The 11,757-nt window shown below is 65.2% G+C and carries 17 protein-coding genes; 12 read left to right on the top strand and 5 right to left on the bottom strand.

Translation table 11 applies throughout. The features are described from left to right. Positions 1 to 62 precede the first annotated feature (62 nt). The 11 genes from ACPXCG_RS07820 (at position 63) to ACPXCG_RS07870 (ending at position 7,135) form a co-directional block, all read left to right on the top strand. Positions 63 to 734 carry a hypothetical protein gene (locus tag ACPXCG_RS07820; RefSeq protein ID WP_425790793.1) on the top strand — a complete coding sequence of 224 codons (672 nt, stop codon included), beginning with the start codon at positions 63 to 65 and terminating at the stop codon, positions 732 to 734. A 405-nt stretch (positions 735 to 1,139) separates the two neighbouring features. After that, complete coding sequence (gene rpsH / locus ACPXCG_RS07825; RefSeq protein ID WP_425790794.1) at positions 1,140 to 1,538, top strand: 30S ribosomal protein S8; 399 nt, start codon at positions 1,140 to 1,142, stop codon at positions 1,536 to 1,538. Positions 1,539 to 1,553: 15 nt separating this feature from the next. After that, a complete protein-coding gene (gene rplF / locus ACPXCG_RS07830) occupies positions 1,554 to 2,090 on the top strand; it encodes a 50S ribosomal protein L6 (protein ID WP_425790796.1) in 537 nt (178 codons plus the stop codon). Positions 2,091 to 2,093: 3 nt separating this feature from the next. Continuing rightward, positions 2,094 to 2,498 carry a 50S ribosomal protein L18 gene (rplR, locus tag ACPXCG_RS07835; RefSeq protein ID WP_425790798.1) on the top strand — a complete coding sequence of 135 codons (405 nt, stop codon included), beginning with the start codon at positions 2,094 to 2,096 and terminating at the stop codon, positions 2,496 to 2,498. A gap of 49 nt (positions 2,499 to 2,547) precedes the next feature. After that, on the top strand, positions 2,548 to 3,210 hold the full coding sequence (rpsE, locus tag ACPXCG_RS07840; protein WP_425790800.1) for a 30S ribosomal protein S5: 663 nt from the start codon (positions 2,548 to 2,550) through the stop codon (positions 3,208 to 3,210). Continuing rightward, on the top strand, positions 3,210 to 3,392 hold the full coding sequence (rpmD, locus tag ACPXCG_RS07845) for a 50S ribosomal protein L30 (RefSeq protein ID WP_164308718.1): 183 nt from the start codon (positions 3,210 to 3,212) through the stop codon (positions 3,390 to 3,392). The genes rpsE and rpmD overlap by 1 nt, the downstream gene beginning before the upstream one ends. Continuing rightward, positions 3,392 to 3,832, top strand: a complete 441-nt coding sequence (rplO, locus tag ACPXCG_RS07850) for a 50S ribosomal protein L15 (RefSeq protein ID WP_425790802.1) — start codon at positions 3,392 to 3,394, stop codon at positions 3,830 to 3,832. The genes rpmD and rplO overlap by 1 nt, the downstream gene beginning before the upstream one ends. Before the next feature lie 230 nt (positions 3,833 to 4,062). Beyond that, positions 4,063 to 5,388, top strand: a complete 1,326-nt coding sequence (gene secY / locus ACPXCG_RS07855) for a preprotein translocase subunit SecY (RefSeq protein ID WP_425790804.1) — start codon at positions 4,063 to 4,065, stop codon at positions 5,386 to 5,388. Continuing rightward, the gene (locus ACPXCG_RS07860) at positions 5,385 to 5,939 is read left to right on the top strand and encodes an adenylate kinase (RefSeq protein WP_425790806.1); all 555 of its coding nucleotides are present in this window, start codon (positions 5,385 to 5,387) and stop codon (positions 5,937 to 5,939) included. The genes secY and ACPXCG_RS07860 overlap by 4 nt, the downstream gene beginning before the upstream one ends. A gap of 37 nt (positions 5,940 to 5,976) precedes the next feature. After that, positions 5,977 to 6,771: a type I methionyl aminopeptidase gene (gene map, locus ACPXCG_RS07865; RefSeq protein WP_425790808.1), complete on the top strand. Its 795-nt coding sequence runs from the start codon at positions 5,977 to 5,979 to the stop codon at positions 6,769 to 6,771. Positions 6,772 to 6,946: 175 nt separating this feature from the next. Then, positions 6,947 to 7,135 (top strand): hypothetical protein, encoded by a 189-nt coding sequence (locus tag ACPXCG_RS07870; RefSeq protein WP_425790810.1) that lies wholly within the window; start codon positions 6,947 to 6,949, stop codon positions 7,133 to 7,135. Here the strand turns inward: ACPXCG_RS07870 and gdhA are convergent. The 3 genes from gdhA to ACPXCG_RS07885 form a co-directional block, all read right to left on the bottom strand. Further along, positions 7,128 to 8,477, bottom strand: coding sequence for an NADP-specific glutamate dehydrogenase (gdhA, locus tag ACPXCG_RS07875; protein WP_425790815.1), 1,350 nt, complete (start codon positions 8,475 to 8,477; stop codon positions 7,128 to 7,130). The two genes, ACPXCG_RS07870 and gdhA, sit on opposite strands and share 8 nt — an antisense overlap. 76 nt (positions 8,478 to 8,553) lie before the next feature. Further along, entirely contained in the window at positions 8,554 to 9,042 is a 489-nt protein-coding gene (locus tag ACPXCG_RS07880) for a DUF488 family protein (RefSeq protein WP_425790817.1), read from the bottom strand. Positions 9,043 to 9,077: 35 nt separating this feature from the next. Next, the gene (locus ACPXCG_RS07885; protein WP_425790819.1) at positions 9,078 to 9,704 is read right to left on the bottom strand and encodes a carbonic anhydrase; all 627 of its coding nucleotides are present in this window, start codon (positions 9,702 to 9,704) and stop codon (positions 9,078 to 9,080) included. 91 nt (positions 9,705 to 9,795) lie between these two features. Here ACPXCG_RS07885 and ACPXCG_RS07890 point away from each other — a divergent pair, with 91 nt between their 5' ends. Next, a complete protein-coding gene (locus ACPXCG_RS07890) occupies positions 9,796 to 10,230 on the top strand; it encodes a MarR family winged helix-turn-helix transcriptional regulator (protein ID WP_425790821.1) in 435 nt (144 codons plus the stop codon). Positions 10,231 to 10,335: 105 nt separating this feature from the next. On the opposite strand, the gene fdhD is transcribed toward ACPXCG_RS07890, so the two are convergent. Both fdhD and dtd read right to left on the bottom strand, forming a co-directional pair. Beyond that, positions 10,336 to 11,214 carry a formate dehydrogenase accessory sulfurtransferase FdhD gene (gene fdhD, locus ACPXCG_RS07895; protein ID WP_425790823.1) on the bottom strand — a complete coding sequence of 293 codons (879 nt, stop codon included), beginning with the start codon at positions 11,212 to 11,214 and terminating at the stop codon, positions 10,336 to 10,338. Positions 11,215 to 11,268: 54 nt separating this feature from the next. Continuing rightward, on the bottom strand, positions 11,269 to 11,721 hold the full coding sequence (dtd, locus tag ACPXCG_RS07900; RefSeq protein WP_425790824.1) for a D-aminoacyl-tRNA deacylase: 453 nt from the start codon (positions 11,719 to 11,721) through the stop codon (positions 11,269 to 11,271). Positions 11,722 to 11,757: the final 36 nt, after the last annotated feature.

Raw genomic sequence — 11,757 nt, forward strand, 5'->3', positions numbered from 1 at the left:
ACACGGCGCGCTCTCTGGGTTCCGCGGAGCGGCGCCGCGGCGGGCGGCTACCGTGCAGCGTCATGGACACGAAGGCGATTGCGGTGGTGTGGGGCGAGGACGTGAGCGCGGTGCTGCGTGCGGCAGATCTGGTCGAGGCGTGTACGGCCGCGGGTGCGCGACGGCTGCAGGTGAACGTCTCCGACGATGCGGTCGCCGGTGCGATGCGCATCGACGAACTCGATCCGCCGATCGGTGGCGTCGTGAGTGTCTGGGCCGCGGATCTGCCCCCGGTGCTCGATGTGCTCGCCGGGCGGGTCGCGCGACTGGCCGCGTGGGAGGTCGACGAGCGCGCACCGCTGGATCCGGAACTCCCGGCCGACGGCAGCCGGATCGCGGCGTTGAGCAACATCGCGTTCCTCCGGCGACCCGACGGCCTCGCACGCGCCGACTGGCTGCACCGCTGGCTGGACGAGCACACACAGGTGGCCATCGAGACCCAGGCGACCTTCGGGTACTACCAGAACATCGTCGGCCGACCGCTGACCCCCGACGCCCCGGCCGTCGACGCCATCGTCGAGGAGCTGTTCCCGATGGCCGCCGTCTCCGACGTCCACGCCTTTTACGGGAGCGGCGGTGACCAGCAGGAACTCGAGCGGCGGATGACGAGGATGCTCGAAAGTGTCAACCGCTTCGGTGCCGACCGGAACCTCGACGTGGTGCCGACGTCACGGTTCGACTTCGTGCTGGAGTGAGGGTGGTCGGTTCGGGTTTCGATACGGCTCGGGCTCGCTTCGCTCGCTCGTGCCCACTCAACCGGCGGGTGGTGACGGTGGCTCCGGTTTCCGCCGCCGATCGAGTAGCGATCGAGCTTGCGGGATGGCGTATCGAGACCACGCGAGTGGGGCCTCGAACGCATTGATTTGGGTCTGGCCAGCGAATTCTCTACACTAGAGCGGTTGCCTGCGCTCTGCGGTCTTCCCCGGGGCGCGCACGCCACAACCGAATAGTCTCCGGTGCCGGTGAAAAGCCAAGGGCATCGGCGGCAAGAACCTTTACACAACTATCCACTTCGTGGAAGGCCCACCGCAGGTCAGAGGATATGAATCCGACGATCGACGATGTATGGGAACCGCTACGAGAAAGGTTGACGGTCAACCATGACCATGACTGACCCGATCGCAGACTTCTTGACACGTCTGCGTAACGCCAACTCGGCGTTCCACGACGAGGTGACCCTCCCGTCGTCGAAGATCAAGGTGAACATCGCCGAGATCCTGAAGCGCGAGGGCTACATCACCGACTACCGCACCGAAGATGCGGAGGTCGGCAAGAACCTCGTCATCTCCCTGAAGTACGGCCCCAGCCGTGAGCGCAGCATTGCCGGTCTGCGCCGCGTCTCGAAGCCGGGTCTTCGGGTGTATGCAAAGTCCACCAACATGCCCAAGGTGTTGGGCGGCCTCGGCGTGGCCATCATCTCCACGTCATCGGGTCTGCTCACCGACCGTCAGGCAGCCAATCAGCGCGTGGGCGGCGAAGTCCTCGCTTACGTCTGGTAAGGGGGAGGTCTCAACATGTCGCGTATCGGTAAGAGCCCCATCGAGATCCCCGCTGGTGTCGACGTCACGATCGACGGCCAGAACGTGAAGGTCAAGGGCCCCAAGGGGGAATTGAGCCTGACCGTGTCGGAGCCGATCACCATCGCCAAGGAAGACAACGCGGTCGTTGTCAGCCGGCCGAATGACGAGCGTCGCAGTCGTGCACTGCACGGTCTGAGCCGGTCGCTGGTGAACAACCTCGTCATCGGCGTCACGCAGGGCTACACCACGAAGATGGAGATCTTCGGTGTCGGCTACCGCGTGCAGGCCAAGGGCAGTGACCTCGAGTTCGCCCTCGGCTACAGCCACCCCGTGCCGATCGAGGCCCCCGACGGCATCAGCTTCGCCGTCGAGTCGCCCACGAAGTTCTCGGTCACGGGTATCGACAAGCAGCAAGTCGGCCAGATCTCGGCGAACATCCGCCGCCTGCGTCGTCCGGACCCCTACAAGGGCAAGGGCATTCGCTACGAGGGTGAGCAGATCCGTCGCAAGGTCGGAAAGACGGGTAAGTAAGCCATGACTGACACAGCAACCAAGACCGCCCGCAAGCCACTCGGCAAGGACGTCTCGACCCGTCGTCGCACCGCGACCACGAATCGTCACTTCCGTCTCCGTAAGAAGGTCAGCGGCACCGCCGAGCGTCCGCGTCTGGCCGTCAAGCGCAGCTCGCGGCACATCCACGTGCAGCTGATCGACGACCTGGCCGGCAAGACGCTGGCCGCCGCGTCGACGATCGAGGCCGATGTGCGTGCCGCCGGCGGCGACAAGACGGCTCAGGCCACCAAGGTCGGCGAACTCATCGCCGCCCGTGCCAAGGCAGCCGGTGTCGAGGCCGTCGTGTTCGACCGTGGTGGCAAGGACTACCACGGCCGTATCGCCGCGCTCGCCGACGCCGCCCGCGAGGGAGGCCTGAGCTTCTGATGATCACCATCTACACCAGCTACACCAACATGACCGGAGGGAACCTCTGATGCCCGGACGTCAGCGTGACGGCGGAAACGGACCCGCCGGAAACGACAACAACTCGAACGCAGCAGGCGGCGGCAACGACCGTCGCGGCGGTGGCGGCGGCCGTGGCCGTCGCGACGACCGCGGAGGTCGCGATCGCGAGGACCGCAACCAGCTCGAACGCGTCGTCGCCATCAACCGTGTCTCCAAGGTGGTCAAGGGTGGACGTCGGTTCTCCTTCACCGCCCTCGTGGTGGTCGGCGACGGCCAGGGCATGGTCGGCGTCGGCTACGGCAAGGCCAAGGAAGTTCCTGCGGCCATCCAGAAGGGCGTCGAAGAGGCTCGCAAGAACTTCTTCCGCGTGCCCCTGATCGGGGGCACCGTGACCCACCCCGTGCAGGGTGAGGCCGCGGCCGGCGTCGTCATGCTCCGCCCGGCCAGCCCGGGTACCGGTGTGATCGCCGGTGGCGCGGTGCGTGCCGTGCTCGAGTGTGCGGGTGTGCACGACGTCCTCGCCAAGAGCCTCGGCAGTGACAATGCGATCAACGTGGTGCATGCCACCGTTGCCGCTCTGAAGATGCTGCAGCGCCCCGAAGAGGTCGCGGCACGTCGCGGGCTGTCGATCGAAGATGTTGCGCCTGCAGGCATGCTGCGTGCACGTGCGCTGAGTCAGGGAGCTAAGTGATGGCAGAGCTGAAGATCACCCAGATCAAGGGCACCATCGGTACCAAGAGCAACCAGCGTGACAGCCTGCGGACCCTCGGCCTGAAGGGCATCCGCAAGTCGGTCACCCGCGAGGACACTCCGATCAACCGCGGCCTCATCAACGTGGTTCGGCACCTCGTGACAGTCGAAGAGGTCAAGTAATGACAATCAAGCTCCATCATCTTCGCCCCGCTCCGGGCGCGAAGACCGACAAGACCCGCGTGGGTCGCGGTGAGGGGTCCAAGGGTAAGACCGCGGGTCGCGGCACCAAGGGCACCAAGGCACGTAAGAACGTGCCCGCCGCGTTCGAGGGTGGCCAGATGCCGATCCACATGCGGTTGCCGAAGCTGAAGGGCTTCACCAACCGCAACCGGGTCGAGTACCAGGTCGTCAACGTGGGCGACATCGCCAAGCTGTTCCCGCAGGGCGGCACCATCGGGGTCGACGAACTCGTCGCGGCCGGTGCGGTTCGGAAGAACCAGTTGGTCAAGGTGCTCGGCGACGGCGACCTCGGTGTCGCGGTCAACGTCTCCGCCAACAAGTTCACGGCCTCGGCCAAAGAGAAGATCGCCGCTGCCGGAGGCAGCGTCACCGAACTCTGAGCCACATACCGTCGGCGGCGGGCAGCACGGAAACGGCGCTGCCCGCAGGCCGACGGTTTCGGCGTCATGAGGCCATCGGACAAGGCGGACATCACCCCGTCGCGCTGACGAGGGCCGATGGCGTGACTGTTAGAGTTCAAGCGTTGTCTTGACGCTTCGATCAACGTCGATTGCCGAGCACGCGGGGGGACGTCCTAGTCCATCCGCGTGGTCGTTCCTAGGAGGAGTTAGTGTTTTCCCCCCTCGTCGCGGCCTTCCGGACGCCCGATCTGAGGAAGAAGATCCTCTTCGTCATCGGCATTCTCGTGCTGTATCGACTGGGTGCGACCATTCCTTCTCCCGGCGTCGACTACAAAGCCGTCCATGCGTGCATCGACGAGGTGTCGCACGGCAGCTCCGCCGACATCTATTCGTTGATCAGCATGTTCTCCGGCGGCGCGTTGCTGCAGCTGTCGGTGTTCGCGATCGGCATCATGCCGTACATCACCGCCAGCATCATCGTGCAGCTGCTGACCGTGGTCATCCCGCGCTTCGAGCAGTTGCGCAAGGAGGGCCAGTCCGGCCAGGCCAAGATGACGCAGTACACGCGCTATCTGACGGTCGCGCTCGCATTGCTGCAGTCGACCGGCATCGTCGCGCTCGCCGATCGTGGTCAGCTCCTCCAGGACTGTTCGCAGGCCGACCAGATCCTCAATGACCAGTCCATCTTCGGCCTCGCGATCATCGTGCTCGTGATGACCGCCGGTGCCTGTGTGGTGATGTGGTTCGGCGAGCTGATCACCGAGCGCGGCATCGGCAACGGTATGTCGCTGCTGATCTTCGCCGGCATCGCCGCGCGCATCCCGTCCGAGGGCAAGATGATCCTGGATACCCGCGGCGGCCTGGTCTTCGGCCTCGTCTGTGTCGCGGCGCTGGTCATCGTTGCCGGTGTCGTGTTCATCGAGCAGGGCCAGCGGCGTATCCCGGTCCAGTACGCGAAGCGGATGGTCGGCCGCAAGATGTACGGCGGCTCGTCGACCTATCTACCGCTGAAGGTCAACCAGGCCGGCGTCATCCCGGTGATCTTCGCGTCCTCTCTGCTGTATCTGCCGCAGCTGATCCTGCAGTTGACGCAGAAATCGGAAGGCGAGCAGTCGACGTGGCAGCGCTACATCAGTCAGTACCTGACCGATCCCAGCAGCGGGGTCTACATCCTCGTCTACTTCCTGATGATCATCTTCTTCACGTACTTCTACGTGGCGGTCACCTTCAATCCGGAGGAACGCGCCGACGACATGAAGAAGTACGGCGGGTTCATCCCGGGCATCCGTCCGGGAACGCCGACCGCGGACTATCTCGGCTACGTGCTGAGCCGCATCACGCTGCCGGGTTCGATCTACCTCGGTATCATCGCGGTACTGCCGAACCTGTTCCTGGAGATCGGAAACAGTGGCGGTGCGCAGAACCTGCCATTCGGGGGCACGGCCGTGTTGATCATGGTCGGTGTGGGTCTGGACACGATGAAGCAAGTCAACAGTCAACTGATGCAACGCAAGTACGAAGGGTTCCTCAAGTGAGACTCGTGATTCTCGGCCCCCCCGGCGCTGGCAAGGGCACTCAGGCGGAACTGCTGTCCGAGGCTCTGGGCATCCCGCACATCTCCACCGGAGACCTTTTCCGTGCCAACATCTCCCAGGGAACCGCGGTCGGTATCGAGGCGAAGCGGTATCTCGACGCCGGCGACCTGGTCCCGTCCGAGATCACGGTCGACATGGTGCGTGCCCGCGTCGGCGAGCCCGATGCGGCGAAGGGGTTCATCCTCGACGGGTTCCCGCGGTCGACCGAACAGGCCGATGCGCTCAAGGACATCCTCGCCAAGCTCGACACCTCGCTTGACGCGGTGCTCTCGTTCCGGGTCGATGCGGATGTCGTCGTCGACCGGATGCTCTCCCGCGGCCGCGCGGACGACACCGAAGACGTGATCCGTAACCGGATGGCGGTCTACACCAAGGAGACCGCGCCGTTGCTCGAGTACTACGGCGAGCAGGTCAAGACCATCGACGCGGTCGGCGACGTGCAGGATGTGCATCAGCGCGTGCTGAGCGCGCTGGGCGCGGGCGTTTCCTGATCTCGCCGACCTGACGACAGAGAGATCGGTCGCGCTCATGGCATTTCGCAAACCCAAGCCGGTTCCGTTCCGGACCGCCGGTGAGGTCGACGCGATGGCGGCGGCCGGCGCCGTCGTGGGCGCTGCGCTGGTCGCGGTGCGCGCGGCTGCCGAATCCGGTGTGAGCACCCAGGATCTCGACGAGGTCGCCGAGACGGTGATCCGGGAGGCCGGTGCGGTGCCGTCGTTCAAGGGCTATCACGGCTTTCCCGGATCGATCTGCAGCTCCGTCAACGACGTGGTGGTGCATGGGATACCGTCTTCCGACGTCATCCTCGCCGATGGTGACGTGGTGTCCATCGACTGTGGTGCGATTCTCGACGGCTGGCACGGCGACTCTGCCTGGACCTTCGGCGTGGGCGAACTCTCCGAGGCCGACTCGGATCTCTCCGAGGCCACCAGACTGGCCATGGAAGCGGGCATCGCGGCCATGGTCGAGGGAGCTCGGCTGACCGACATCTCCCACGCGATCGAGTTGGGAACGATTGCGGCCGAACAGAAGTTCGGCCGGTCGTTCGGAATCGTCGCGGGCTACGGCGGGCACGGCATCGGTCGGGAGATGCATATGGAGCCCTTCCTCGCCAACGAGGGCAAACCGAATCGCGGACCGGTGTTGGTCGTGGGCTCCACACTCGCGATCGAGCCGATGCTGACGCTGGGTACCACTGAGACCAGTGTTCTGGACGACGACTGGACCGTTGTCACCGACGATGGATCCCGGGCCGCGCACTGGGAACACACGGTCGTGGTGACCGGAGATGGTCCACGAATTCTCACCACACGCCCGAACTGACTCCTCACCTGCGCTGATCGCAGGTGAGGTGCGTGCTCCGTTGCTACGCTGACCTGCCGCGTCTAGGCCTGGCGATCGGTCGGGCCGACCTGCCGGACCCGCCCCCTGGCCGGCGGATGCGGTTGAAGACGTCGGGTGGGTGGAGCTAAGCCCTCGGTGGGCAGCACCGGCCGAGATGCTCATCGATCCAGCGGAGAACAGCGTGGTCGTCGGTGTGCAGGCGCGCCATCTCTTCTCCTGCGTCGCAGGTCCGAAGGGAGACCACCGCGTGGTCTCGCCGCCGCGAGAGTACGTCGACGACGCCACCGCACTCGTACCAACGGACGATCGCGGCGAGAACGTCGTCGGGCATCGATTCAGATGACGCCCAGTGACAGCATCGCGTCGGCCACGTGCGTGAACCCGGCGATGTTGGCACCCAGCACGTAGTCGCCGGGCACACCGTACTCGTCCGCGGTTGCCAGGCAGTTGTGGTGGATGGTGTGCATGATGTCGGCGAGCCGCCCCTCGGTGTGATCGAAGCTCCACGAATCCCGAGAAGCGTTCTGCTGCATCTCCAGTGCGCTCGTCGCGACGCCGCCTGCGTTCGCGGCTTTGCCGGGGGCAAACCGCACCCCGGCCTGCGCGAATGCGCGGATCGCGTCAGGGGTGGTCGGCATGTTCGCGCCTTCGGCCACGATCTGGAATCCGTTGTCGATCAGCGCGCGTGCATCGTCGGCGCCGAGTTCGTTCTGGGTGGCACAAGGGATGGCGATGTCGGTCGGCACGTTCCAGATGGAGCCCGAAGTGACCAGACGCGCGCTTTCCCCGCGATGCTCGACGTAGTCCGAGATGCGACCGCGATCAACCTCTTTCACCTGCTTCAACAGCTCGAGGTCGATGCCCTTGTCATCGACGACGTAACCGCTCGAGTCCGAACAGGCGACCACATGACCGCCGAGTTGTTGTACCTTCTCGATCGCGTACAACGCGACATTCCCGGAGCCGGAGATGGTGACCCGGCGCCCGTCGAACTGTGCGCCGGAGGCCGCGAGCATCTCCTGAACGAAGTAGACGACCCCGTATCCGGTTGCCTCGGTGCGTACCTGGGAGCCGCCCCAGGCCAGGCCCTTGCCGGTGAGCACGCCGGATTCGTAGCGGTTGGTGATCCGCTTGTACTGACCGAACAGGTATCCGATCTCTCGGCCGCCCACTCCGGTGTCACCGGCCGGCACGTCGGTGTATTCGCCGATGTGCCGGTACAGCTCGGTCATGAAGGACTGGCAGAAGCGCATCACCTCGCCGTCGGATCGTCCTTTCGGATCGAAGTCGGCCCCGCCCTTGCCGCCGCCGATGGGCAGCCCGGTGAGGGCATTCTTGAAGATCTGTTCGAAACCGAGGAACTTGACCACACCCAGGTACACGGTGGGGTGAAAGCGCAGTCCGCCCTTGAACGGGCCGAGCGCTGAATTGAATTCGACCCGGAATCCACGGTTGATCTGCACCCGCCCATCGTCATCCACCCAGGGCACGCGGAAGATGATCTGTCGTTCCGGCTCGCAGAGTCGCTTGATGATGCCGGAGTCCGCGTAGTGCGGATGTTTCGCCAGTACCAGACTGAGACTGTCGAACACCTCGTGCACGGCCTGGTGGAACTCGGCCTCTCCCGGATTGCGGGCAACGACCTCGTCGTACAGGTCTTTGATCTTTCCGTCGAGTGAAGTCACGACGATGTGGCCTCCTATCTCAGGGGCGGTTGGGCGTCGTCAGTGCATTCAATCGGTCGACGCCATCCCCGGAATCCTATCGGGTGACAGAATCCCAGACGACATGACCATCGTCGCGCACACGTGCACCGTCTGCGGGCACATGATCGACCAGTCGTCCGTCGTGCATCAGGTGACTGACCGTGGTGTTGTGCACGAGTGTTGCGACGTCGGCGATCAACCGTCGATGACATCGCCACCAGACGCTCTCACTGCACATCATCGCTGTGCGATGACGTGCGGCCTCGGCGAGGAGCTCGGTGCATCCCGCGTCGAACTCGTCGGTTCGGGTGTGGGCCGCGTAGGCGGCGAACTGCTGTACGCGCCACCAGGTGTCGACCAGCGGGGTGTCCGGATCCAGACGTCGGCGACCGCCGAGCGCCTGGCATGTCCGGTATGCGATGTCGGCGTCGGGTAACCGGCGGGCCAGTGCTCCGGCCCGGGCATCAGGGTTGTTCCTGCTGCCGGGATATCTGCGTACGTCGACGACGGAGTGGACGTCTGCAGAGCGCAATAGCCGGATCAACCCGTCACCTGTGAGGGTCCCGTGGCCGACCGAGATCAGCCGTGACACGGAAGTTGGTCGATCTCACCGTGCGCACTCACGACGTCGACCGCGCCGTCGGTGAGGTGGTAGGTGAGGCCCACGATGGCAGCCTCGCCGGACCGGGTCTTCGACGCGATGGACTTGCTCCGTTCGATCAGCATCGCGGAGGTCTGTTGAACGTGCGCGGACACGAATTCGTTGACCGTCTCGAGCCCTGCCTCTCGTCCGGCGAGAATGCTCGGGGTCACACGTTCGACCAGGTCGCGGATGTGTCCGGACGGAAGTGCAAGGGTGTCGAGCGCATTCACCGTCGCTCCGACAGCTCCACAAGAGTCGTGGCCGAGTACTACCACCAGTGGCACTTCGAGGATGTCCAGTGCGAACTCGATGGAGCCGAGTACAGACGAATCGACGAGGTGACCGGCGTTGCGCACCACGAAAAGATCGCCGAGACCCTGGTCGAAGACGATCTCGGCGGCGACTCGTGAATCGGAGCAGCCGAATATGACGGCCTTGGGATGTTGTGACCGGGTCAGGCGATGCCGGGTGTCGGCGTCCTGATTCGGGTGGCGCGGGGTGTCTTCGACGAAACGTCGGTTGCCATCGCGCAGGTCACGCCATGCGTGAGACGGAGAGTCCATCTGTGGTTCCTCACGGATCGGAGAACAAGCGGCGAACGTAAATATATCGTGTGACGATATACTTTTGAAGTCCGGCGGACACAGGGGGAAGATGAACGGGCCCGATGATCGATCCTCAGCGTCCGCGGCTGACTTCGTCGCGTTGGCGCGATTTCGCTATGGCATCCGCCGCTACTTGCGGTTCAGCGAGGAGGCGATCCGGTCGAGTGGCGTGACGAGTGGTCAGTATCAACTCATGCTCGCGCTGATGGGACTGCCGGGAAACGGCGTGGCCACGGTCCAAGAGGTTGCCGAGCAACTACTGGTACGCCATCACAGCGCCGTCGAGCTCATCGATCGCGCTCAAGAGAAGGGGTTGGTCCGTCGAGAGCCGCACCCGACCGACGGTCGTCGCGTGCAGATCCACATCACCGACCACGGCCGTGACATCGTCGGCCGCCTGGCCGCGATGCATCGCGACGAGCGAGAGGTTCTGTTGCCCTACCTGTCGTCCTCGTCCGACGATCGCCGGGCGCGCGGCGTCTGACGCCGGTTGTGTCGGGTCTCGAGGAGCCGCAACACGAATCCACAGGTGGAAAGACGGCACCTGGGATGCAGACCGTCGCGATTACGGCCGGCGGTCCGAGGATTCTCACGACGCGTCCGGCGTGAACCGCTCGGCACCGTCGTCGGCGGGTTCGGCGACGGTGATGCGATCCGGGCGGGTGTAGATCACCAATGATTCGTCACGGACGAAGCCGACGAGGGTGATGCCCCGCTCCTCGGCCAGATCGGCGGCCAGCGACGACGGTGCCGATACCGCCGAGAGCAGCGGGATTCCGGCCATCGAGGCCTTCTGCACCAGCTCGAAGCTGGCGCGGCCGGAGACCTGCAGGATGTGGCCGGCCAGGGGGAGCAGATCGTGCAGCAACGCCCATCCGATGACCTTGTCGACCGCGTTGTGGCGCCCGACGTCTTCGCGCAGGACGAGTAGCTCGCCGGTCCGGCCGTCGATCAGTGCGGCTGCGTGGAGTCCACCCGTCTTGTCGAAGACCGCCTGGCCGTCGCGAAGGCGGTCCGGAAGGGCGAGCACCGTGGCGCTGTCGACGGTCAGGTCGTCACCGGCGGGGTCGAAGATCGAACGCGTCACCACTGTCTCGATACTCGACTTCCCGCACAGCCCGCAGGCGCTGGTGGTCAGGAAGTTCCGGGTGAGGGAGCCGTCCAGCGGAGTGACGTGGTCGGCGATCGCGAGGTCGAGGACGTTGTAGGTGTTGGTTCCGTCCTCGGTCGCACCGGCGCAGTAGCGCGCAGTCCGGAGATCATCGGCGGCTGTGAGGATTCCCTCGGACACCAGGAAGCCCGCCGCGAGCTCCACATCGTCGCCGGGCGTACGCATGGTCACGGCCAGCGCCGTACCTCCCACCCGGATCTCCAACGGTTCTTCGACGGCCAGCACGTCGGCGCGTGTTGTGGGCTCCGCGCCGACGCGGACTCTGGTCACCCGCCGTCGAGCGGTGATGCGTCCCATCGACGTTCAGGCTACTCCCGGGGCGACCGACGAAACCGGTGAGGGCGATGCGCCTCAGACCTCCAGGACCAGGGTCACCGGGCCGTCGTTGACCAGCCGGACGTCCATGTTCGCGCCGAACTCACCGGTGGCAACGGTCGCACCAGCGTCTCGCAGAGCAGCCGCGACGGCGTCCACCAGAGGTGCGGCGACCGGACCGGGCGCCGCGGCGTTCCAGGACGGACGGCGCCCCTTGGCAGTGTTCGCATAGAGGGTGAACTGGCTGATCACCAGGATCGGCGCGTCCAAGTCCGACGCCGATCGCTCCCGGCCTTGATCGTCGGGGTCGAGAATGCGCAGCCGCCAGATCTTGTCCGCGAGTTTCGCGGCGTGTTCGGCGGTGTCGTCGTGGGTGACGCCGACGAGGGCGACGAGCCCCTGTCGGCCGCTTTCGAGGTCGAGTTCGCCGATCGTCTGGCCGTCGACGGCCACTGATGCCTCGGTGACTCGCTGGACCACAGCACGCATGCGCACCAGGGTGCCACGGCCCACCCCGGTCACCAC

The sequence above is a fragment of the Gordonia sp. DT218 genome (assembly GCF_049847105.1).
Taxonomy (GTDB): domain Bacteria; phylum Actinomycetota; class Actinomycetes; order Mycobacteriales; family Mycobacteriaceae; genus Gordonia.

Excerpts from the sequence above, each read along its gene's own strand:
- dtd (WP_425790824.1), bottom strand. The coding sequence starts at position 11,721 with ATGCGTGCTGTGGTCCAGCGAGTCACCGAGGCATCAGTGGCCGTCGAC.
- map (WP_425790808.1), top strand. The coding sequence starts at position 5,977 with ATGGCATTTCGCAAACCCAAGCCGGTTCCGTTCCGGACCGCCGGTGAG.
- fdhD (WP_425790823.1), bottom strand. The coding sequence starts at position 11,214 with ATGGGACGCATCACCGCTCGACGGCGGGTGACCAGAGTCCGCGTCGGC.
- ACPXCG_RS07870 (WP_425790810.1), top strand. The coding sequence starts at position 6,947 with ATGCTCATCGATCCAGCGGAGAACAGCGTGGTCGTCGGTGTGCAGGCG.
- rpmD (WP_164308718.1), top strand. The coding sequence starts at position 3,210 with ATGGCAGAGCTGAAGATCACCCAGATCAAGGGCACCATCGGTACCAAG.
- rplR (WP_425790798.1), top strand. The coding sequence starts at position 2,094 with ATGACTGACACAGCAACCAAGACCGCCCGCAAGCCACTCGGCAAGGAC.
- rpsE (WP_425790800.1), top strand. The coding sequence starts at position 2,548 with ATGCCCGGACGTCAGCGTGACGGCGGAAACGGACCCGCCGGAAACGAC.
- ACPXCG_RS07820 (WP_425790793.1), top strand. The coding sequence starts at position 63 with ATGGACACGAAGGCGATTGCGGTGGTGTGGGGCGAGGACGTGAGCGCG.
- rplO (WP_425790802.1), top strand. The coding sequence starts at position 3,392 with ATGACAATCAAGCTCCATCATCTTCGCCCCGCTCCGGGCGCGAAGACC.
- ACPXCG_RS07890 (WP_425790821.1), top strand. The coding sequence starts at position 9,796 with ATGAACGGGCCCGATGATCGATCCTCAGCGTCCGCGGCTGACTTCGTC.
- ACPXCG_RS07885 (WP_425790819.1), bottom strand. The coding sequence starts at position 9,704 with ATGGACTCTCCGTCTCACGCATGGCGTGACCTGCGCGATGGCAACCGA.
- rpsH (WP_425790794.1), top strand. The coding sequence starts at position 1,140 with ATGACCATGACTGACCCGATCGCAGACTTCTTGACACGTCTGCGTAAC.
- rplF (WP_425790796.1), top strand. The coding sequence starts at position 1,554 with ATGTCGCGTATCGGTAAGAGCCCCATCGAGATCCCCGCTGGTGTCGAC.